This is a genomic window from Arthrobacter sp. U41 (assembly GCF_001750145.1).
Classification (GTDB): domain Bacteria; phylum Actinomycetota; class Actinomycetes; order Actinomycetales; family Micrococcaceae; genus Arthrobacter.
In genome coordinates this window covers 1-22309 of sequence record NZ_CP015733.1, presented here as the reverse complement: position 1 = coordinate 22309, position 22309 = coordinate 1, and the positions used below count along the sequence as shown (strand labels likewise).

General features: G+C 61.9%; 19 protein-coding genes. 10 read left to right on the top strand and 9 right to left on the bottom strand.

All coding sequences use genetic code 11. The features are described 5' to 3' along the window. Positions 1-19: 19 nt before the first annotated feature. Positions 20-292, top strand: a complete 273-nt coding sequence (locus tag ASPU41_RS20010; protein WP_069952858.1) for a hypothetical protein — start codon at positions 20-22, stop codon at positions 290-292. 270 nt (positions 293-562) lie between these two features. Here the strand turns inward: ASPU41_RS20010 and ASPU41_RS20005 are convergent, their stop codons facing one another. The 3 genes from ASPU41_RS20005 to ASPU41_RS19995 all read right to left on the bottom strand — a co-directional run bounded on the left by ASPU41_RS20005 (position 563) and on the right by ASPU41_RS19995 (position 3541). Further along, the gene (locus ASPU41_RS20005; RefSeq protein WP_069952857.1) at positions 563-1975 is read right to left on the bottom strand and encodes a DUF2130 domain-containing protein; all 1413 of its coding nucleotides are present in this window, start codon (positions 1973-1975) and stop codon (positions 563-565) included. 207 nt (positions 1976-2182) lie between these two features. Continuing rightward, positions 2183-2839 carry a DUF4352 domain-containing protein gene (locus ASPU41_RS20000; RefSeq protein WP_069952856.1) on the bottom strand — a complete coding sequence of 219 codons (657 nt, stop codon included), beginning with the start codon at positions 2837-2839 and terminating at the stop codon, positions 2183-2185. 42 nt (positions 2840-2881) lie between these two features. Next, positions 2882-3541: a PspA/IM30 family protein gene (locus tag ASPU41_RS19995; protein ID WP_069952855.1), complete on the bottom strand. Its 660-nt coding sequence runs from the start codon at positions 3539-3541 to the stop codon at positions 2882-2884. A gap of 237 nt (positions 3542-3778) precedes the next feature. Between ASPU41_RS19995 and ASPU41_RS19990 the strand changes: the two genes are divergently transcribed. The 5 genes from ASPU41_RS19990 to ASPU41_RS19970 all read left to right on the top strand — a co-directional run bounded on the left by ASPU41_RS19990 (position 3779) and on the right by ASPU41_RS19970 (position 12668). Next, a complete protein-coding gene (locus ASPU41_RS19990) occupies positions 3779-5842 on the top strand; it encodes a hypothetical protein (protein ID WP_069952854.1) in 2064 nt (687 codons plus the stop codon). Continuing rightward, complete coding sequence (locus ASPU41_RS19985; protein WP_069952853.1) at positions 5842-7470, top strand: type I restriction-modification system subunit M; 1629 nt, start codon at positions 5842-5844, stop codon at positions 7468-7470. The genes ASPU41_RS19990 and ASPU41_RS19985 overlap by 1 nt, the downstream gene beginning before the upstream one ends. After that, positions 7467-8570: a restriction endonuclease subunit S gene (locus ASPU41_RS19980; RefSeq protein WP_197515876.1), complete on the top strand. Its 1104-nt coding sequence runs from the start codon at positions 7467-7469 to the stop codon at positions 8568-8570. The genes ASPU41_RS19985 and ASPU41_RS19980 overlap by 4 nt, the downstream gene beginning before the upstream one ends. 94 nt (positions 8571-8664) lie before the next feature. After that, positions 8665-11859, top strand: a complete 3195-nt coding sequence (locus ASPU41_RS19975; protein ID WP_269450086.1) for a type I restriction endonuclease subunit R — start codon at positions 8665-8667, stop codon at positions 11857-11859. Between the two features lie 215 nt (positions 11860-12074). Then, positions 12075-12668 carry a hypothetical protein gene (locus ASPU41_RS19970; protein WP_157357152.1) on the top strand — a complete coding sequence of 198 codons (594 nt, stop codon included), beginning with the start codon at positions 12075-12077 and terminating at the stop codon, positions 12666-12668. 218 nt (positions 12669-12886) lie between these two features. Here ASPU41_RS19970 and ASPU41_RS19965 read toward each other — a convergent pair whose 3' ends face one another. Next, complete coding sequence (locus ASPU41_RS19965; RefSeq protein WP_069952849.1) at positions 12887-13699, bottom strand: hypothetical protein; 813 nt, start codon at positions 13697-13699, stop codon at positions 12887-12889. Positions 13700-14379: 680 nt separating this feature from the next. On the opposite strand from ASPU41_RS19965, the gene ASPU41_RS19960 reads away from it, so the two are divergent. Both ASPU41_RS19960 and ASPU41_RS19955 read left to right on the top strand, forming a co-directional pair. After that, the gene (locus ASPU41_RS19960) at positions 14380-15084 is read left to right on the top strand and encodes a hypothetical protein (protein ID WP_157357151.1); all 705 of its coding nucleotides are present in this window, start codon (positions 14380-14382) and stop codon (positions 15082-15084) included. Between the two features lie 17 nt (positions 15085-15101). After that, complete coding sequence (locus ASPU41_RS19955; protein WP_069952847.1) at positions 15102-15419, top strand: DUF6804 family protein; 318 nt, start codon at positions 15102-15104, stop codon at positions 15417-15419. 266 nt (positions 15420-15685) lie between these two features. Here the strand turns inward: ASPU41_RS19955 and ASPU41_RS22315 are convergent, their stop codons facing one another. After that, on the bottom strand, positions 15686-15787 hold the full coding sequence (locus tag ASPU41_RS22315) for a helix-turn-helix domain-containing protein (protein ID WP_083266720.1): 102 nt from the start codon (positions 15785-15787) through the stop codon (positions 15686-15688). A gap of 4 nt (positions 15788-15791) precedes the next feature. Further along, the gene (locus ASPU41_RS19950) at positions 15792-16310 is read right to left on the bottom strand and encodes a hypothetical protein (RefSeq protein WP_069952846.1); all 519 of its coding nucleotides are present in this window, start codon (positions 16308-16310) and stop codon (positions 15792-15794) included. 881 nt (positions 16311-17191) lie between these two features. Between ASPU41_RS19950 and istA the strand changes: the two genes are divergently transcribed. Together istA and istB are read left to right on the top strand one after the other, a co-directional pair. Continuing rightward, the gene (gene istA, locus ASPU41_RS19945) at positions 17192-18658 is read left to right on the top strand and encodes an IS21 family transposase (protein WP_083266303.1); all 1467 of its coding nucleotides are present in this window, start codon (positions 17192-17194) and stop codon (positions 18656-18658) included. Further along, positions 18655-19386 (top strand): IS21-like element helper ATPase IstB, encoded by a 732-nt coding sequence (istB, locus tag ASPU41_RS19940; RefSeq protein ID WP_197515653.1) that lies wholly within the window; start codon positions 18655-18657, stop codon positions 19384-19386. The genes istA and istB overlap by 4 nt, the downstream gene beginning before the upstream one ends. Before the next feature lie 138 nt (positions 19387-19524). Here istB and ASPU41_RS19935 read toward each other — a convergent pair whose 3' ends face one another. From ASPU41_RS19935 to ASPU41_RS19925, 3 genes are all read right to left on the bottom strand, one after another. Further along, positions 19525-20073 (bottom strand): recombinase family protein, encoded by a 549-nt coding sequence (locus ASPU41_RS19935; protein ID WP_069952845.1) that lies wholly within the window; start codon positions 20071-20073, stop codon positions 19525-19527. 281 nt (positions 20074-20354) lie between these two features. Beyond that, on the bottom strand, positions 20355-20615 hold the full coding sequence (locus ASPU41_RS19930; protein ID WP_069952844.1) for a hypothetical protein: 261 nt from the start codon (positions 20613-20615) through the stop codon (positions 20355-20357). Positions 20616-21117: 502 nt separating this feature from the next. Further along, positions 21118-21480, bottom strand: coding sequence for a cupin domain-containing protein (locus ASPU41_RS19925; RefSeq protein WP_069952843.1), 363 nt, complete (start codon positions 21478-21480; stop codon positions 21118-21120). Positions 21481-22309: the final 829 nt, after the last annotated feature.

Below are 22309 nucleotides of genomic sequence, written 5' to 3'. Positions count from 1 at the left end.
GGGTGCGTAGCGTTGGCCCATGGGACTCATCTACGACAACCCTGACATGGCAGCCCTGACGCTGACGCGGCTCGCCGCCGAAGAATCCGAGGGCCCCGGCGCCCTGGAGGGGCGAATGCGTGACTACCTGGACGACCTCGAACAACGCAACGGCACCGCATACCTCGAGCTGGTGGCCATCACCCTCGCCCGGGTCCACTTCAAAACCCTGGACGACCTGGCCCGGACCACCGGTGCCGACGCCGCCGAACTTCTTGACGCCGCGGAAGTCGAGGCGCTAGAGGGTTCCTAGGCGCAACACGGCATACGGTGTCCAGGTGGATTACCGGCACGATCCAGGCACCCGACGGCCGCCACACACCCCGCCACCGCATTGAATTTGGGCGGGTATTTTCAGCCGTGGAGACCAGGGATTGAGGGCACGCAGAGGCAGTGAAGGCCGGCACCTCTTCGAGTGCCAGCCTTCACTGTTTCAGGAGCTGTTGATCAGTCTTTCGCGGCTACGGCGACTTCCGGGATCTGTGCTGAAGCAATGCATTCAGCGGCTCCTGCAAAAGGCGCGTCAGTTGGCTTCCCACTCGGCCGTCTTAGCCTCCAGCTCGACGAACCTGGCGGCCATTGTTGCGTTGCCTCGTGTGAGCTTCCTAATCGTTAGGTCTTCGGCCTTGGCGTTCGCAAGCCGCAGGTTGTTGGCCGACTTGTGCAACGCCTCTTTCGTCTTCTCCAAGTCTTTGATTGCTTCGTCGATGCGCTTGATTGCCTCCACGAAACCGTCGGAGGCGAGCCGCCAGTTCCGGCCGAACGCGTCCTTGAAATCATCTACCTGCTGCTCGAAGTTCGTGATATCGATGTTCTGCGCCTTAACCAGCGCGAGCTCGGCCTTGTACTTGAGCGAGTTCATCGCGGCGTTCCGCAGCAGCGCGATCAACTGGATAAAGAACTGCGGCCGGATGACATACATCTTCGGGAAGCGGTGAGAAACGTCGACGATCCCCGTGTTGTAGAGCTCGCTGTCGGGCTCGAGCAGAGAGACCAGCACGGCGTACTCGCACCCCTTCTCGGTGCGGTCTTTGTCCAGCTCCTTCAGGAAGTCTTCGTTCTTGTGCTTTGTCGCGGTGCCGTCGTTCTCGTTCTTCATCTCGAACATGACCGAGACAATCTCAGTACCAGCACTATCGGAGTCGCGGAATATGTAATCGCCCTTGCTACCGGCCCGGGCATCGTTGTCCTTCTCGAAATAGGAGAGCGGGAAGGCTGTGGCACGGATGCGGTTGAACTCGATCTCGCAGTGCTGTTCAAGAGTTTCACCGACCATCTTGGTCGACAGCTTCGCCTTCAGGTCCCGCAGTCGCTCAATCTGTTCTTCACGGTCCTTGATCTGGGTTTCGTACTTGTCCTTCAGGGACGCCTCCCCGAGCTGCTTCGCAAGCTCGGCTCGTTCGAGACCACTCTTGAATTCGTCCCGCTCCTTTTCCACGGTGCTGACTGCCTCGGTGATCGCAAGTCTCTGCACGATCTCAATAGCCTCGAGCTTCGCCGTGAGGTCTTGGATCGCGGTGTCCTTCGTCGAGGCGGTCTTCTGAAGTTCGTTGACGAGCCTCGCTTCGGCCAGTTCTACCGATGACTGTTTCTCCTGCTTCGTCTGTTCGAGCTCGTTCACGAGCGCGTCGCGCTCCTTTTCGACGGCACTAAGCGCCTCGGCTACAGCGAGCTTCTGTGCGACCTCACCGGCATCGAGCTTCGCCTTCAGCTCCTGGATCGCGGCATCCTTGGCCGCCGCAGTCTTCTGAAGTTCACTGGCGGCCTTCGTCTCCGCGAGTTCGAGAGCCGTGGCCTTGTCTTGCTCGGCCAGCTCGAGCCGCTCGTGGAGCTGCTGTTCGAACTCAGCATCGCGAACCTGCTTGACGATGTCGGCGTAGCCGGCCCCATCGATAGTGAACGTCCGTCCGCAGTGCGGGCACTTGATTTCATGCATAGCTGGAACCTCAATCAGGCTATGTCGACCCCGAACGGCCGCACTTGTGTGCCCCTCTGATCTTTCAGAGGGGAGAAGAATTGTCGAGATACGCCGGTCTCCGGCCTGCACAAGCCGGCGTTCGGCGCAGATATTGGTGATGTCTCGGGGGCTGTTGATGGCTTAGCTGTCGGCTTGTCAATCAAATCTTCAGCAGTCCCATCTGGTTTACCCGGGGATCTGGATCCGTGCGGCTTCCTGCATCAGCGGGGTGGAGATCATCACGGTCGAAGCGCCGGGCGCAATATCGAAAGCAATGAATCCGCGAGTCTTGTCACCCGGCAGAACGTCGCCAGAGCCAAGCTGGTTGTCCGCGAAGAGGCTCAGATCGGCTTTGCGCCCATCAGCGTCCTTGGCCGAGAAGTAGAACGGGTTGGAGCTGGTCTTACCCGATTCTGTTTCCCAGAGGACGTCCAAGAGCAAATAGCTGCCATTCTTCGCCGCGGTGGCGAATGCCGTGGTGGTGACAGCGTCAGTACGCACTGCGGACACGATCGTAATCTTGGCGACGTCTCCGTTGCCCATCTTGACGCTGAACGGAGTACCAACTGCGGGGCCGGCAGGAGCGGCTGAGGCCGCCGGCGCCGGCGCGGCAACTGCCGGAGCAGCAGTAGCGGCCGGGGCCGCCGCAGCCGCAGCAGACGACGGCGCCGCGGCAGGACTCACGTCACTGGCCGTGGTGGTACCGCCGGAACAGGAACCAAGGGCAATGCCCAGAACCAGGACGCCTGCCGGGACGAGGAACCGCTTCTTCTTGAAGAACGGCCGCGGCTGAGGCGCTGCAATTCCAGCGGTCACGGGCTGTTCTGAGATCTCGTGGGACATGTGGTGCCTTTCTAGGTGCATGAATGATGGGAGTGCGGGAAGTTACTGCTTTTCCCATTTGCCGCAGCGGGTTGAATTGAAGTCCTGGCCAGCGGAGAGGGCCACGACAGGGCGCCCTCCCCCGGGAATGTCGTTCTCGATGATGTCGCCGCCGTTGCTGCCGCTCCGGTAGATGCCCCAGTAGCAGGACGACCCCACGGCCTCGACCGCGCGGTAGGTGCCCGGCTCGATATCGGATCCGACAGTCCAAGTACCGTCGCTGACGGTGTTGGCCGCTTTGGCCTTCTCGGCGCCAGTGACAGCCTCCTCGCGAACCTTGACGGCGGCGTCCGCTGTCTTCACAGCAGCATCGGCTTTGCCCACCTCGGCCTCCCGAGTAGTCACCTTGGCTTCACGGGCGGCGATGCCGTTCTGCAGCGAGTCGTACTTCGACTTCATCGACTCATAGCTGGACTCGGCCGAGTCCCGCTCGGACTCCACGGATGCCTTCTCCCCCGCCAGCACCGCGTAGGCGTCGCTGGATTTCGGATCCGGCAGCGTGGTGCCGATGGCGGTGGCCCCGGCCAGCAGGGCGACGACGGCGACTGCAGCGAAGATCCGTCGCTTCCGTGCCGGCTTTGCCTGGCCAGAAGGAGACTTCCCTTCGTGCAGCACGTCTTTGATGTGCGTTTCCGCTGGCTCGTTCGTCTCGGTGTTCAACATGCTCTCTTCCTCTGATCTCGGGTAGCTGCTGAACGGCGGCGGGATACCGATCCCCCAATGCGTGGTTCCCCGCCGCCGTCGCAGCCCCTGAGGATTCCCTGGCAGCTGCAGAATCGAAACTACGGCGGCCCGGCTTCGGCATCACCGAAGATTGCTGATAACCCCGGTTATCAGGACTTCCAAGGTGGGATTCGCCCGTCCGGTTAGGCTGGGGGTCGACGTCGTAAGGAGGCGGAAATGAATGAAGCAGAAGCCCTGCACATGACGCTCTCGGATGTGGCTGCCCTGGGGCAGGTCCAGCGCCCGGTCGTGTCGATGTGGCGCAAACGCAGCGCCGGGTCAGCTCGTCCGTTTCCCGAGCCCGCCGCACAGGAGGGTGGCCGTGAATTGTTCGACGCCGACCAGGTCGCCGGCTGGTTGGCGGCCACGGGACGGGGGAACAACCCGGAAGCCGTGAGCGATGCCGCCGCTTTCGCCCGGGTGCCCGGTGCAGCAGCCGGCAGTGCCCAGGGAACCACGCTGGACGCCCTGACCGCCCTGCTGACGCTCAAGGCAATGACCGGCCACGCGCTGGGGACATTGAGCACAGCTGAACTGCTGGATCTGGCGGACGAATGCGACCCCGACGACTGGTTCCTCTATTCGGAACTGGAGGCCAAGGGCGCGTCGCTCTCCTCCACGGCAGCGTTCGCGGACCGGCTGGTGGACAGTGCTTACAACGCGCCTGCTGCTTTCGAGCAACTCCTGACGGCGCGGTTCCGGACGGGGCAACGGGAACCCTCGGATACCGCCCTCACCGACTCTGCCGTGGGGCTGGTTGCCGCTGCTGCCGTCGAACTGGCTGCAAACCTGGGCGGGAGCCCTGTCTTTGCCGACGCCACGAGTGGCGGCAGCGACCTCCTAATGGGGGTCGTGCGCGCAGCCGGCGAGAGTTCTTCCGTCACCTTTCTGACAACGGACGACGACGACGGCGCAGGCCGCCTGGTGCGCCGGCGCCTGCGGGTGCACGGCGTGGAGGCCGGACAGACCCGTGTCGATCCCGGCGGCGAGTTCGCCGTTCACGGACCTGTAGTACACGTGGCGCAGTACCCGTCCCCCGGTGAATCCGGCATGGACGCGGGGCAGATTCTGTCAGCGGTGGAAGACCTTCTCCTGGAGATGGACGATCAGCAGCGGGCTGTCATCATCGCCCCGGCAAGGGTTCTCTGCGATCTGCCGCTGGACGGCGGCCCTGCAGGGCTCCGTGCGGGGCTGCTGCGGATCGGCCGGGTGCGCGCCATCGTGCGGCTGCCCCAGGGCCTGCTGCGTGCCAAGCCCCGCGAAGCACAGGCGCTCTGGGTGCTGGGACCGTCGTTCGCTGAGGTTCCCATTGCCGAACGCTGGACCATGGTGGCGGACCTCAGCACCCAGGACCTCACAGAAGACGTGAAGCAGGACCTGGTCAGCGACATCGTTGCCTCCATGGGAAACGGCGCCACGGTGCGCGCCCACTCCTTCCGCTTCGCCCGGCTGGTGCAGACCCGTCTGCTGCTGGCCAGCAGGAAGTCGTTGGTGGCAGCGCCACCCCACCGTTCGGCTCGGATGCCCGATGGTGCCGAGGCAGCACTCCGGGTGGAGGAACTCGTGCGCCTGCTGCAGTCCAGCGAATCCAGAGAATCGGTTGCCTGGAACGTCCTGCCCGCAGAGTCGAACGCGAAGGCCCAATCCGCCTCCGTTCAGGAACTCATCGCCGCCGGCTCCCTCAAGTACATCAAGGGCAACCGGGTGGAGGATGCGGACCTGGCTCCGCAGGAGGGGACCCGGGTCTTGGGTCCGGCGGAGCTGCTTGACCCGCACAGCGCACCACCCCGGCATATCGGATTGCTGGACCTTGCAGCAAACTATCCCGCGAGCCGTCTGACTCAGCCCGATGATGTTGTCTTCTGCACCAGCCCCCGACCCGCGGCGGTGGTCGATAATCAAGGCGGCTCCGCCGTCGTGTTTCCCGCCCGGGTGCTGCGGATCGATGCCGGCGACCCCAATGGGCTGTTGTCCGACGTCGTCGCTGCGGACATCAACGGCCTTTCCGCAGCGGACAAAGCCTGGCGCCATTGGCGCCTGCGCCGCACACCGGATGCCCAGCGGAACAAGCTGGGCGAAACTCTCGCCCGGCTGCAACACGAGCAGCAACAAGCCCGCGAACGCCTCGGGTGGCTCGATGAACTCGCTACCCTGATTACGGACGGCGTAGCCGGCGGAAGCCTCACCCTGACAGACCCCAGCACTAGGCTCGCCGAATCCCAGACCAAAGGAACCCAGTAATGCCCCCGAAATTGAAGGTGGAACTCGCCCCGTCCACCATGAAGGAACTCAAGGACACCCTCTGGAAGGCCGCGGACAAACTGCGCGGCTCCATGGATGCCTCCCAATACAAGGACGTGATCCTGGGCCTGGTATTCCTGAAGTACGTCTCGGACGCGTTCGAGGAACGCCGCGGCCAGATCCAGACCGAGCTGGAGGCCGACGGGCTCAACGAGGAGCAGATAGCCCAGCTGATCGACGACGTCGACGAGTACACCGGCCGCGGCGTGTTCTGGGTCTCCGAACGTGCCCGCTGGACCTACCTGGCTGAAAACGCCAAGGGCCTCCCGCCGTTGGACGGCACCGAACCCAAATCGATCGGCCAGCTCATCGATGAGGCCATGGAGCTCATCATGGCCGACAACAAGTCCCTCGCCGCCACGCTCCCCCGCATCTACAACCGCGACAACGTGGACCAGCGCCGCCTCGGCGAGCTGCTGGATCTGTTCAACTCGTCACGCTTCACCGGTCAGGGCGCCAGCAAGGCCCGCGACCTGCTGGGCGAGGTCTACGAGTACTTCCTAGAGAAGTTCGCCAAGGCCGAGGGCAAACGCGGCGGCGAGTTCTACACCCCCGCCGGCGTGGTCCGCGTCCTGGTCGAAGTACTGGAACCCCACCAAGGCCGGGTCTACGATCCCTGCTGCGGATCCGGCGGCATGTTCGTCCAGGCCGAGAAGTTCCTGGCGGCCCATAACATGGAGGGCTCGGACATCTCCGTCTACGGCCAGGAGCTCAACGAGCGCACCTGGCGGATGGCCAAAATGAACCTCGCCATCCACGGCCTCAACGCCAACCTCGCCTCCCGCTGGGGCGACACCTTCGCCCGGGACCAGCACCCGGAACTGACCGGCAACAACGGCGCCGACTTCATCATGGCCAACCCGCCCTTCAACATCAAGGACTGGGCCCGCTCCGAGTCCGACCCCCGATGGAAGTACGGCGTCCCCCCGGCCGGCAACGCCAACTACGCCTGGATCCAGCACATCATCTCCAAGCTTGCCCCCGGCGGCAGCGCCGGCGTGGTCATGGCCAACGGCTCCATGTCCTCCAATTCCAGCGGCGAGGGCGAGATCCGCGCCCAACTGGTCGAGGCTGACCTCGTCTCCTGCATGGTGGCACTGCCCACCCAGCTCTTCCGCAGCACCGGCATCCCTGTCTGCACCTGGTTCTTCGCCAAGGACAAGACCGCCGGCAAGAACGGCTCCGTGGACCGCACTGGGCAGGTGCTCTTCATCGACGCCCGGAACCTCGGCTTCATGGTGGACCGCGCCGAGCGCGCCCTCTCCGATGAGGACATCGCCAAGATCGCCAATACCTACCACGCGTGGCGCGGGACTGCTTCGGCGGTCGAGGCCGGCCTGACATACGACGACGAGGCCGGCTTCTGCTATTCGGCCAGTCTTGCGGAGGTCAAGGCTGCGGAGTACTCACTGACGCCTGGCCGGTATGTCGGTGCGGCTGACGTGGAGGACGACGGCGAGCCGATCAAGGAGAAGATCGCACGGCTGTCTAAGGAGCTGTTTACGCAGTTTGAGGAGTCGGAGCGGTTGGCAGCTGTGGTGCGAGAACAATTGAGGAGGGTTTCGTGATTGCGCCAACAGGTTGGCAGATCAAGGCGCTAGCAGAAGTCGTTGCCATCCAGCGTGGCTTCGACCTGCCCCATCACGCTCGACGGCCAGGTAATTTTCCGGTACTAACCTCCGGCGAAACAGGGGGCTTCCATGACGAGGGCCCGATCAGGGGCCCGGGAGTGACAATCGGACGGGCAACCAACCTCGGGCAACCAAAATGGTCCGACGGGGATTTCTGGCCCCACAACACCACAATGTTTGTTAAGGACTTCATGGGAAATCTCCCACGATGGGTCTTTCACTTCTTTGAGAACACCGACCTGGCCGGTTATGACTCGGGTTCGGTGCAACCGATGTTGAATCGAAACTATATAGCCAAGGTGCCGGTGCTGGTGCCACCCCCCGAAGAACAACAGGCCATCGCAGAGGTCTTGGGTGCCCTTGATGACAAGATTGCCGCCAACACCAAGCTCATCTGCGCCGCCGACCAGTTGTCGCACGCCATCTTCCTGTCAATGAACCGCTCCGAAGGTCCTCAAATTCCTTTGTCGACCACGGCAAAATTTGTGAATGGCAAGGCCTTCACGAAGAATGCGAGTGGTACGGGCCGAGTTGTCATCCGCATCGCCGAGCTGAACTCGGGGATTAGCAGTTCGACGGTATACAACGACCTCGAGGTCGGTGATCAGCATGTTGCCCGCCCAGGTGATCTGCTGTTCGCTTGGTCAGGCTCGCTGACCCTGCATAGGTGGTTCAGGCCTGAGGGTGTCGTCAACCAGCACATCTTCAAAGTCATACCCAACAACGGCTACCCGCGTTGGCTCATCTATGAGTTGCTCCGCCACAAGCTCGATGAGTTCAAATCCATCGCGGCGGACAAAGCCACCACTATGGGTCACATACAGCGCAAGCATTTGGACGACCTGGTGGCCGCACCGTCCCTCGGGGAGATCGGCAAGCATGACCAGCTCATGACAGCACTATGGGACCGAGCGCTGGCGGCAGAGGTCGAGAACCTACAGCTTGCCACCACCCGTGACGCTCTTCTTCCCCAGCTGATGTCTGGCGCGCTTCGCGTCAACGACACCGACAAAATGCTGGAAAACGTGGGTCTATGACTTCGCGCCTGAAAGCACACTTCAGCTGCCAAAGCGGAAGCTGACTCTCACACAACGTTTGAGAATTACATTCTTTCAACCAGGGGGAACCACCGTGACAGCAGCACCCGCAGTAGCCTTTTCGGAAGCCGACTGGGAGGGGATGGCTCTTGAGCTTCTGGCAGAGCCGCTCGGCTGGACGCCAGTTTCCGGGCAGGATATCGCGCCGGGCACCGGCGAACGGGAATCCTGGGATGAGCTGCTTATCCGGTCCCGGCTTCTGGCCGCCCTGCAGCGGTTCAACCCGACGGTGCCGGCCCAGTACCTGCAGCAGGCCGTCGCCGAGATCGCCTCGCCCAAATCCAACGACGCCATCACCGAAAACCACCGCATCCACAACTACTTGGTGGACGGCTACCGTCTTAGCTACATCGATTCGGACGGCAACGAGGCCAACCCCACTATTCACCTGCTCAGCTCGGACCCGGATCAGAACGACTGGCTCGCCGTCAACCAGGTCACCGTCGTGCAGGGCGATTACAAGCGCCGCTTCGACGTCGTTCTCTACTGCAACGGCATGCCCGTCAGCGTCATCGAGCTGAAGAAGGCCGGCAGCGCCACGGCCGACGTCGCCTCCGCCCACGCCCAGCTGCAGACCTACCTGCGAGAGTTCCCCATGGCGTTCCGCTTCTGTGTGTTCACGCTCGCCTCGGACGGGATCCAGGCCAAGTACGGAACACCGTTCACTCCCCTCAACCACTTCTCACCGTGGAACGTCGACGACGACGGCGAGCCGGTGGCCCCGGGATACATGGAAGACGGCGAAGCCGTGACGGCGCTGGAGACGACGCTCCAGGGTCTCTACAACCAAGAGCGGTTCCTGCAGCTAATCCGCAACTTCACCGCCTTTGATGGAGGATCGGACGGTCTGAGCAAGCGCATCGCGAAGCCGCACCAATACTTTGCCGTGACCAAAGCGGTGGGCAGCACAGTCCAGGCTGTGGAAAGCAACGGCAAGGCCGGGGTTGTCTGGCACACGCAGGGTTCGGGCAAGTCCATGGAAATGGAGCTCTACGCCAACTTGGTGGCACGGCACCCGAAGCTGAAGAACCCGACCGTTGTGGTCATCACGGACCGCAACGAACTCGACGGCCAGCTGTTCGAGGGCTTCGACCGCAGCCTGCTGCTGGCAGAGTCCCCAAAGCAGATCAAAAAACGCTCCGAGCTCCGAGAGGAACTGAGCAACCGCACCACCGGCGGCATCTACTTCACCACCCTGCAGAAGTTCGGCCGCAGCAAGTCCGAGAAGGACGCCGGCGCCGACCACCCGCTGCTGTCGGACCGCCGCAACATCATCGTGGTGGTGGACGAGGCCCACCGTTCCCACTACGACGACCTGGACGGCTACGCCCGACACCTCCGCGACGCCCTGCCGCACGCGACGCTGATCGCGTTCACCGGCACGCCGATTTCCTTCGATGACCGCAACACCCAGGACGTGTTTGGTGAGTACATTGACGTCTACGATCTCTCCCGGGCGGTGGAGGACGGCGCCACGGTGCCGGTGTACTTCGAACCGCGGCTGATCAAGGTCGGGCTTGCCTCCGACCTTACAGAGGAGATTCTGGACCAGGCCGCAGACGAAGCCACGCTGGGGCTGGACGACACCGAGCGGGCACGCATCGAGGCTAGCGTCGCCGTCGTGAATGCCGTGTACGGTGCGCCGCAGCGGATCGCGGCGTTGGCCGCGGACCTGATGGCGCACTGGGAGAACCGCAGCGCCAGAATGGGCAAATTCATCGAGGCTCCGGGCAAGGCGATGATCGTCGGCGGCACGCGGGAAATCTGCGCAAAGCTGTACACGGCGATCGTGGAGCTGCGGCCCGAGTGGCATTCCGACGACCTCGCTAAGGGCAAGATCAAGGTGGTCTACTCCGGGACCGCGTCCGATGTGCCGCCGGTCTCCAACCACGTCCGCCGCGACTCCCTGAATGCGACCGTGAAGGAACGACTCAAGGATGTGGACGACGAGCTGGAACTGGTAATCGTCAAGGACATGATGCTCACCGGCTACGACTCCCCTCCGCTCCACACCCTGTACCTGGACCGGCCGCTCAAAGGCGCGCTGCTGATGCAGACCCTGGCGCGCGTGAACCGCACCTTCCGCGGTAAGGAGGATGGGCTGCTGGTGGCGTACGCGCCGCTGGCGGAGAATCTTGCCAAGGCGCTGGGCGAGTACACGCAGTCCGACCGGAAGAACAAGCCAGTGGGTAGGAACATAGATGAGGTCGTCGGCGTGACGCTTTCGCTGGTGGACTCCCTGCGGGAGTTGCTTGCAGGGTACGACTGGAAGGCCGTGCTGCTGAAGGGCGGGCCGAAGGCGTTCCTGAACGCCGTCACCGGTGCAGTCAGTTACCTGCGGAGCCCTGGCACGCCAGGCAACCAGCCTGCGGAGGGCGAAGAGTCGCGGGCCGCGAAGTACCGCAGGTTCTCCAGCCAGTTGTCCCGGGCGTGGGCTTTGTGCTCAGGATCTGAGACGCTGGCCGAGCTGCGGCCCGAGATTCAGGTGTACGAGGAGATCCGCGTTTGGATGGCAAAGTACGACGCCGCCGACCGGCAGGCCAGCGGCGAGCCAGTGCCGGAGGAAATCCAGCGGTTGCTGGGAGAGCTGATTGCCTCCGCAACTTCGTCCGGTGACGTGCTGGATATCTACGAGGCGGCGGGCATGCCCAAGCCGTCGCTGGATGACCTGACGCCGGAATTCATCGCCAAGACCCAGCAGGCCCGAAATCCGCAGCTGGCCATCGAGGCGCTGCGGAAGCTAATCGCCGACGAGTCCGCCAAGACGACACGGAACAACGTGATCCGCCAGCGGGCGTTTTCCGAGCGGATCAGTGAGCTGATGAAGAAATACACGAACCAGCAGCTCACGTCCGCGGAAGTGATAGCGGAGCTGGTGGAGCTGGCCCGCGAAGTGGCCGCCGAGGGGCAGCGTGGTGCCCAGTTCGCTCCCCCACTGAACTCCGATGAGCTGGCGTTTTACGACGCGGTGGCCCAGAACGAGGCCGCGGTGAAGATCCAGGGCGAAGGGAAGCTGGCCGAGATCGCTCGGCAGCTCGTTGGCGTCATGCAACGCGATGTGCGCACCGACTGGACGGTTCGGGACGACGTCCGGGCGAAACTTCGCGCATCCATCAAACGGCTTCTGGTGATCAACGGGTATCCACCGGACAAGCAGCCCGAGGCAATCAAGCTGGTCATGGAACAAATGGAATCGATGGCGCCACGGTTTGCAGAGGCCCGGCTTTAGCCAGCAACCATCGACTCGTGGGTGGTCCTGGTTCAAGCCGTCACACCGGTCCTGAACCAAACTGCCATATTCAACCGACCGTGGTGAGTCGCACCTCCGGCGACAGATCGGTTGGTGCTGCCCCGCCGTAGCACCTGGCCGCCTGGCCGTCCCTTGGACGCTCCTAAAGCTGTCTATTCACCTCGACGTACAGCGCGACGTGAGAGGGTTTCCATATGGGAATTGCGGACCTCCCGGAGGCCATGTCACTAGCACATCAAGGTTTGACCGGCGCCGCCTGGCGGACACTCGACGCCGCCCGCCGCAAGCACCTGCTGTCCTGTGCCGTAGCTGCCACGGAAGCGCTGCACTGGATATGCGCCTTGGACGAGCAGCTTGAGAAGGGCAGCCCAGGATACAAGAGCCGACGCAACCAGGATACGGACGGTAGCGTGCTGCGTGGCCTCCGGCATGTGCGGGACCGCGCGATGCACCAGGTTGTCATTTGCACAGCGCAGGACGTGAGGTCATTTTTCGATCCTCCCCCCGGCGGAGTGGTCTATATCGCGTCGTCGTTTCCCATCTGGACGCCCGCCGAAATGCTCCCACAAGCTGAGGGACGGTACCGGAACGAGGAGCGCGAAAAGGCGTATGCGGAACAAATTGCCGAGCGCGCAGCATCCAAGCCCATCTTCCAAGCCCTTGGATTCTTGACACGGGAACTGACGGACAAGGTCACACTAGTGTCAACCGAGGAGCCAGGCTGGTTTCAGGAGCTATCTGACAAGGAACGTCTGGCAATCAGCCAGAGCCCCATGCTCAACTTGTAGGCCGAAAGCAACAGGAGTGCGGGGCGCACGATGTGCCCGTGAAGCGGGAACCGCGCCACACGATTCCCGCTTCATTTGCCGAAAAGACCCAAACTCACAAGACTCTGGCTGAAGACCAGAAGACCGCAGCTTAGGGAGAACCTTGTCGCGACCAGCCGCGCTGCCCGCGTCAGCTGGACTCATGGTCTGGGTCAGCTCTGACGGCTCGGCTTTTTCCTCTAGTTCCCGACAACCTCCATATTGATGACTTCGACGTCGATGATCTCGACCTCTTCGGTCCGGTGTCCTGGCTTGGTCAGCTCCAGGCTGGCGAGGTGCTTTTGCAGCCGCTTGGACATGTGAAGGAAGGTGCCCAGGGTGAGGCCTCCGGAGAGAAATGCACCGACGACGGGGATAGCTTTCGCGACCCCGTTGGCGAAGAGTTGTTTGGTCATGTTTTTACCGAGATGGCCGGCGACGTTTTTCACGATCGGATAGATAAGCCCTTTAGTGAGTGCCTTCTGCGGTAGTTTCTTAACCACATTGGCGGCGATCATGTTCGCGACTTTTGCCACTCCACCTTGGGCGATCTGCACGCCGAACATCACACCCACGAACAGGGTCAGCATGCTCTCGGTTGCTTCATCGATTTCTTCGCCATTATCGGCGAACAGATCAGGCCAGCTGTAGATGTAGGCAAGCTTCTGGGCAATTCGAAGCATGTGGCCCATGTACTGCGCCAGGTCGGCCGGGACAGTGCCGATCATTGCCCAGCCGCCGGGGAGACCTGCGAGGGCTGAGAGGCCGGTGACCTTGCTCGTCTCGTAAGCGATAGAGGTGTTTGCGATCTCAGCGATGACCTTGAGTGGGATACCCGCTGCCGCTGGACTGTCGGCGATTGCCCTCTTGATCTGTTCCTCGGTGCAGTAGCGCTTGAGTGCTGTTCGGAGGTAGGCGGCTCTATTGATCCTCACGCCCGGCAGCTTCGCCGCAGCGTCCAGCACCTGGGTGAAATTCGATCCAGGGTTATCAAACTCTTGGGTTTCGGTCATTGGTAGATCGTATCGGTGGGCTCCGACCTACACCCGTATCTGCGAGCCCGTAAATGCTGCACTCCCGTTCGTCCCACTTCCTAGGAAGTGGGACGCCAGGGGCTGGTCTTTCGACCAGGGACGACACGCCACCCGATTCCGTTCCACAACTATTCTCCTCAAGACGTCTCATGTGAAACGTACAGAAAAACCTTCGGTATTCGCGGCGGGGAGCGGGCGGAATGTATCGCGGTGGGAGACTGCCTTGCGCAGCAGCCACGGCCATTCTCCCGAAGCTGACTGCTGGAACGTATGCTTCAGAGCCAACCCAGCATCGGCTCGTCACGGCGGGACAGCCTCGCCGCCGCCATTGACCGCTGGATAAAGTGGTCGGCAACCTTCCCCTTGGCGAATACAACAAGCGAAGTCTTGAAGGTGCTTCGCGACTGATGGACCAGGGCACCTGGTGGGTGTTTGCCGGATTCCATGGGCGTTGCAACTTCCGATTATTCTGGTGTTGCAACCATCGCTTGAACCCGCCTGCCCGTCTGGAAAACCAGCCGCCCCTTATCGGCCGTTTCACCACCGACAGGGTGCCGAGTCGCTGTTACAGTTCCTTGGACACGGGTGCGTCTGCCGGCGAACACTCCCAAAGCCGGTCAATGTACGATGCTCAGAATGCTGTCGAGAAGGTAGCTCTTATGACGAACTCGGATTCCCACCTCCGCTCGCTGATCGCCGTCTTGTCCTCGTTTCGAGCGGGACATCCGGGCGTTGGATGTGATATTTCGCTGTGGAAAATCGATGGAGTAGAGCGCCCTGCGCTGGTGGTTTTCGGGAAGCCCTGGGTCGTCTGGCTGTACATCGACTCGATGTCGTTCATGCTTCGAGGAGGTCGTTCCAATCCGTACTTCCAGCCATCGGAGGCCACGGTAGCCCTGCATGTAGGTAGGGTCGGCGTTTCAGAGCCGGAGATGTCCGCCAAGATTGTGGCGCTGGCGCGCCAGCTTACTCTTGGCCACGAGCTGCAACTCAACGACGAACATTCGTGGGTTGATGCAGTCCGCTATATTCAGCAGATCGAGGGGCCCCGCGCCCCCCTCACCGGGAATTACAAGGACTTGCTCAAATCCCTCCTGAACCGCGCTCCGGACCCGGAAGGGACATTCCTCTTGGACCCGGCGGTCGCACAAGCGCGCCCCCACTCAGTTACTCCCACTACTGAACCACCTCGGCCAGCGACGTGGGAGGATCAGAACGTTTCAACGCTGGCCCGTGGTGCCGCCGTGCCGACGGTAGCTTCCACACAGCCCGAGCCCGTGAAATTCAGTCCATACCTTCACACTCGGGAGCGTCATCCTGCGGCAGTGGCTTCGCTGAGCAGCAACTGGACGACGTCCCGCTGATCACCGTATACCCGGCAGTGATCCCCGCTATTATCGGCGCATTCTTCCTATTGGTGGGGTTTCTCGGCGCGCCATACGAGTTTTACGTCGTGCTGCGTTGGGCCGTCACCTCGATGGCCATCTGGATGTGCACAATAGCCAGCGGACAGAAACGAACGGTCTGGCTGGTCGCCTTCATCGGTGTAGCACTGCTATTCAACCCCCTCATTCCCATCTACATGACACGGGAGTTCTGGGTTCTCCCCGACCTCATCGGTGTAGCCCTATTCGCAACGGCGGGAGGGAAACTGCGCGCCTCTAGGCCTGCGACCCACAACGACCAGCGCTCATTCTAAGACAAGGTCTCCTTTCCGGCACGGGATATGCGGCCGGAAATGAAGGCTACCGCCACCGCCACAATATTGAGCGCAGGAGCGTGTGACTGCCAGCGGGGCTCCAAGATTTTCACGAGGCTGCCGGCCTCGTGGCTGAGAAATACGCATTAGCCCCCGTTCGAGAACGGCGTTTTTCACTGGTCGGATGGCGGCTTTGGGCCACTGACAAGGCTTGAGTGGGCCGATCCGGTCACGTTGTGGGATCGCCTGATCTCTCTCCGCGGCGCCTATGTAAGGTATCGGTAGACCGTGGCGCGGGAGACTCCGAGCATCTTGCCGATGTCGGAGGCACTGATTCCAGTGTCTTTGAGCTCCCCTGGCGGGCGCATTCGGTTATGGTGTGCGGTTAGCGAAGGGAACCTTCCCGTACTTGTCTTTGAAAGCCAGAATCATGGCCTCCTCAAGCTTTCTTTCCGTTCCGCCTTGCACAACTTTCCAGGCCACCAGCAGATCCCTAGCATCGGCCAACTGCCAAATGTATTTGCCGCCACTGTGGCCGTGGCTTCGTCCCTGGCCCGCGACTGAGTATTCGTGGATCCGGTCCCACAAGCCTCCGCCGTTATTACGCTGACTTGCCTTGCCGAAGTATAAGACCGAAGCCCCGGGGACCCAGTTGGCTTCAAGCTCACTTATTGGCGAATCTGCTTTACGGGCCTTGTGGGTTCCGCCGAAACCCTTGGCCAGAAATTGTGGGGCCGAGGTGTTCGCCCGTATTACTACATAGACCCCCGGCGATTTCGGGATTCCACCATCATCCTGGGCGTACTGCTGCCGGACGTCCTGGAAGGTTTGAAATCCCTTAAAACCCTCGCCCACGAGTTCAAGGACAGTAAAGTGCTTCAGTTTGGCCATGCATCGGCTCCAATCGGACTGTTCTGCTGGCTGCTAATAGAGCCATCGTTGGTCGACAGTTCATGTCCTCGAAGCAACAAATACAGCGGTGGGTGTTAGATGAAGCTCAAACCGCCGACGTTCGTGCCAACGTCCCTCGAAAGCGGTGACTATTCGCGCCCGGTAGCCGGTCCTACTTCGAAGCTTCACTCAGTTTGACCAAGGGGCCCCATAAAACTTCGACTCTGAAGTCATCCCATTCTGTATATCCCGTGCCGTTCTCATGGATAAGGCCACGGACTTTCGTCACTACACGTGATGGTGCATCAAGCCGCGTTAATACACATTCCGCATCATCTGCTGTTGCGCCCCCGGACCAAACGGCTATACCAATATTGCCACTACCATCGTCAGGTAGAGCAAGGCCGGGGGCGTCAAGACTACCCATGCAGCCCTTCGCCGCGCCTCTCAACTGCTCTGGGGGCGAACTACACCCCACAAGCAAAACGGCCAATGCGCATGAGATAAATCCAAGATTCTTCACGCCCAAACACTACTCAAACGAACCCAACGTTCCTCACGAACCACGCGGAAGGGACTGCCTGCAAAAATGTCCGGTGAACGTGTGTGTGTGATCGACTATCTGTAGGCCGTTTCAGCCAGGAATTTGAGCCATGTTGGTGGCTCGTTTCAGGCCAAAAGAGCGGTAAGAATTAGGCCAGTTTTTTCTTCCCGGAATCAGGTTTCGGGGGCTTGCCTGAAGTTAGAGATCACCCGGGTGGTCGGGGGCCTTTCCCAGAGTGTTGGGGACATGGGCCCGCCACCCCCAGATAGGTTCCTTACGGTGCTGCCATTGCGAAGCGTATGCGCCGGAAGGGCTGGAAAGTGAGATGACGGTACCCATGTCCGTTCAAGAAAATATCAGAAGACTCGACTCCCAGGGAGTCCCGGTGCGTCAGATCGCCCGAAGGCTTGGAGTGAGCCGGACCTCGGCGGCCAAGTACGCCGAGCAGGAGGACTTCTCCCCGGCGCCGCGGGCACCGCTGGCCAGGCCGGGGGCCTCGGTGCTGACCGGGTTCGAGCACATCATTGAGCGGTGGCTCATCGAGGATCAGCGCCGGAACCGCAAGCAGCGGCATACGGCGAAGCGGATCTTCGACCGGCTCGTTGACGAGCATGGTTTTACCGCCACCTATTCACCGGTCCAGCGGTACGTGAAGAAATGGTTGGCCGCCCACCGGCAGCCCGGTGAGGGGTTTACCGAACTGGTCTGGCCTGCCGGCACCGTGCAGGTCGACTTCGGTCAGGCCGAGGCCATCGTTGCCGGGATCCGGCAGGTCCTGCATATCCTGGTGGTGACCTTCCCGTTCTCGAACATGCGCTTCGTGCAGGCGTATCGGGGCGAGACCGCCGAATGCGTGGCCCACGGGCTGCGGAGGGTGTTTGAGCACATTCGGGCTGCGCCGCGGCACATGGTCTTTGATAATGCCACGGGCATCGGAAATCGGGTGGGAACCCGGGTGACCGAGACGAAGCTGTTTGGCGCCTTCAAACTCCACTACAGGTCCGAGTCACGCTATTGCAATCCGTACTCGGGCCATGAGAAGGGCAACGTGGAGAACGCGGTGGGGTTCCTGCGCCGGAACTTCATGGTCCCCGAGCCGGAGGCCGCCACCCTGGAGGGGCTGAACAAGGACCTCATGGCGCGCTGCGACGCGTTGGCCACCACCGTGCACTACCGCAAGGGCCTGCCCCTGGGTGAGCTGTTCGCCCAGGACGTTGCGGCGTCCATAGACCTGCCGGGGATCGGTTTCGATGCCGTGCGCTACGAATCGCGCAAGGCCGACAAGACCGGGAACCTGCTCATTGACGGGAACACGTACGCCGCCGGGCCCGCTTTCCACGGGCGAATGCTCACGGTGGGGTTGGGACACGACGTGGTGCAGATCCTTGATGAGCATTCCGAACCTGTCCGCACGTTCCCGCGCGTCTTCGGCAAGCAGGCCGAGACGGTCTTTGACCCTGCTTCCCTGGTGCCGTTGCTGGTGACGAAGCCCGGGGCGTGGTCCCATTCGCCGCTGCGGGCCCTGGTGACGGACCCGGTGCGTGACTGGTTGGACCGGGCCACGGCCACGGATCGGCGCCGGCTGCTCAACTCGGTGGATGCTGCCTCATCGGTGGCGGGATTCGATGCCGCGGTGGCCGCTGCCGACACCCTGATCCAGCGCGGGGATGCACCGGACATGGCCATGCTGGGCATGCTGGCCCGCCGTCTGGCTGATGGCACCGAACCGGAGGCAACGAACGTGGACCTGAGCGTCTATGACACCTTCACCACCCTGAACACCACCACAGGAGAAATAGCATGAGCACGATCACCGTCCAGGACCTCCTTGAGGCGGGCAAGCACGCCTCGCTGACCGGCAGCGTGTTGACCGATTGGGCCGAGAAGGGCACCCCGAAGCAACGTGAATACCTGCACGGGGTGCTGGTCGCCGAGCACGAATCCCGGCAGGAGTCACGGCGCCAGCGGCTGTTGAAGGCCGCAAGGTTGCCGGCCATGAAAACACTCACCGGGTTCGACTACAGCAGTGTCAGGTTCCCGGAGGACTACGGCCGCGGACCTCTCGAATCCCTGGATTTCATCAACCGGGCCCAGGACCTGGTCCTCTACGGCGACGTGGGCACCGGCAAAACTCACATGGCCACCGCCCTGGTGGCCGCCGCCTGCCGGCAGGGCATCCCCGCCAGGTTCTTCACCACCTCCGCCCTGGTCATGATGCTGCGCCGCGCCAAGGACGAAGACCGCCTCGACAAGGAACTGGCCTCCCTGGCCAAGAACCGGCTCCTGGCCATCGACGAGCTGGGCTACCTCCCGATCGACGCCGAAGGGGCCAGGCTACTCTTCCAAGTGATCGCGGACGGGTATGAAAAACGAAGCCTGATCATCACAACAAATTTGGAGTTTTCCCGCTGGGGCACCGTGTTCGGAGACGACAACATGGCCGCCGCCGTCATTGACAGATTGGTCCACCACGGGCGGCTTCTGCAGTTCCGCGGCGAGTCCTACCGGGTCAAAAATGCCCTCATGAAATAGCCAACCGCTGAAATGGACCAGAAAAGAGCCGACGTGGCCTAATTCTTAGCGCTGAAACGGCCTACTTAAACTTGACGAAACACAGAACGTGCCCTAAGCGCTACGCTCCAGGTCGTCTCTCAACGCTAGGAGCACTGCCTAGAGAAGATATCGGTAGACAGTAGCGCGGGAGACTCCGAGCATCTTGCCGATGTCGGAGGCACTGATTCCTTTGCCTTTGAGTTCCTTGGCCCGGGCAGCGGCAGCGTCATCTACTTTGCGGGGTCTTCCGCCGTGGCGGTTGTTGGCCGCGGCCGCAGCGAGGCCGGCTTTGGTGCGTTCGATCATCGTGTCGCGCTCCAGCTGCGCGAATGCGGCAACAATCGTAAGCATCGCGGTGCCCATGGGCCCGGTCGTGTCCAGACCCTCGGTCAGGGAACGGAACCCTGCTCCCCGTGATCGCATGTTCTCGATAAGGTCCAAGACATGCCGGGTGTTGCGTCCCAAACGGTCGAGCTTCCATACGGTGAGTACGTCGCCGGTCTCCAGCCTGTCCAGGGCTTTGGACAGCTGAGGGCGTTCGGCTGCGGATCCACTGACGCCTTTGTCGGCAAAGGTCCGGGCTGCGCCGGCCGCATGGAGTGCATTGAGCTGCAGATCAAGGTTCTGTTCCGCGGTGGAAACCCTCGCGTACCCGATTACAGCCATGGACGTCCTCGTATTCTCTTAATGCCGAGCAATTTGCCGTTGTGAGACTATCTGTTGTTGGACGGCATTCTGAGACTTTGGAGGGGCGTGTCGAACCGCGAGTTCCTCGACATTCCTTACGTCTGTGACTGTTAGTCCAGAATGGCGGCTTTTTCACAGCTCAATTTGGCGGTTTCGCTGTCTTGTAGCCTTGGAATTCGCGACAGGTGAGTTATAAGACACGCACCTGGCCAAAGACCGGAGGGGTGTTTAGTTTCTCAACTTCTCGGCCCCGCGCCTTTTTACGGACTTGCGCTGGTCAGGTGGGGCGACTCATGCTCCGGCACGGCCCGCTCACCGGCAACAAACCCGCACAGCCCGAGCCGCTGCCGGATGCTGACGCCGAACTCGTCCGGGGAGGACAGCCGCCCGGTCACGAACCCGGCGACGGAAATGGCCCAGCTGGTGGCTGCTGGTTTTCGAATGTGCGAGTCACGGAATGAAACTTCTACCTGGTCGACAGATCGGGTCGCAGTGTCTATCTTCCCATCCTGTCGGCTCAAGGATTCCTTCTTTGACGCAGTACAGTCTCTGCCGTTCGATGGGTGACCAAACAGGCACTGCCATCCGGCGTGGAGAGGAGGCCATTGACCGCGGTGAATCACCATCCAGGGATTCAGCCACTTGGATGGTGATTTGTGCGCCGGGGAGTGGGATCGAGTTGTCGTGTTGGAGGGCCGGTTTGTAGGACGAGGGGTTTATGGCAAGGGCGCGAGGGGCCGGATTGCTGTCCAGCCTCGCTGGGAACCGGCGCAGCTTTCCGGCGGGAACCGCCTGCTGAGGCGGAACTGGCGCGGCGTTGTCACCGAGGCGAAGGCTGGAGGGATTATCATCGCGCCCTAACCATCCCCGCCGCGGCACGGCGGCAGGGATCCCCCGCGTTGTCCAGGGCCCCCAATGCCTGGGTCGGGGAGCGTGGGGATTACCGATGTTGCCGCCGGGGTGGTGGGAAGCCCGTGGCCCTGGCGGCGGACTTCGGATCCCTGGCGCGCGGGGTCCCTGGGGTCAGGGTTTGGCGTAGTCGGCGAATCCCTGCCAGTCGATCACGACACAGGGTTCCTCTCCCAAGACCCAGGCGTCGTGCCCGGGGGCCATGATGGCGAAGTCACCCGGCCCATACTCCATTTCTTCGCCGTCGTTCATGACGACCTTCATGCGACCGGAGATGAAATACCCCATGTGCGCGGCCTGACAGCTCTCCGTCTTGGCGATCGGTTTTACGTGCTCGGACCAGCGCCATCCGGGCAGGAAGGTGGCACGGCCCACGCCGCCCTGTTCCATGTTGACGAGTTGAAGTTGGCCCGTGCCACCTTCGAAGGGGCGTGTCTCCTCGGGTGAATCGAGGCTTTTACGAACTAAACCTGGCATCTTGACCTCCTATGGTTGGTACTGCTTGTTGTCGTCGTTATGCTCCGGCAACCGCGGGCTGTCAGTCGGATTCGGAACGCCCGGATGCGGGCGAATTTCAGCTGCTAGCGCCTGTGCAGGAGGGCCGGCAACGCACTGAACTGACGTGATGATATATAGACCCCATCACTCGTTTTGCCTAGAGCACAACGGTTACCGATTCAGCTGAGCCCGCGATTGACCGCGACACTTTTGCCGCGCCTCAGAAAGACCCCGCAAAGCTGACACTTGGCACGGTCTCGGCACTACGGCAGTTGGCCGTCCCCGACAACGTTTTGGACGATCGCAGGAATGACGAACGCAGGAATACCGTGCCGATGTTGTAATCGGCACGCGCTTGTTGGCTGAAACGTCGTCACTGGAGCCGTTGAGAAACGAGAGACGGTCGGCGGCGGAGACGAGCCATGAGTCCCGGGTTTGGCGTGGTGCTATCGGAGGGGTGGTATTGCCGCACCCGTGCCCGGTGCAGAGCATTGGGACCAGGCTCCCCGACGCTAGGGACAGACACGTCGGTCCCGTTGTACTGTGTCATCACAGGCGTCCGCTCGCCTTGCCCGGGAAGCCTGGCAGAGCGGAGCGGGCGGCGGTATGCGGATTCCGGGCTCAGCCGTAATCCGAAACAAAGGAATAACCAATGTCAATGGAGCCGCCGTCCATTCCGGGTCGCCCCGATGGTGCTGACTCTGCAGAGCAAGTTTCTGGATCGGAGCGGGACGCTGAGATGGCGGGGATCCGCCGACAGGCCGCCTGGATCATAGATGAGGTGCTGGCCGACCCGGCGCCGGGACAA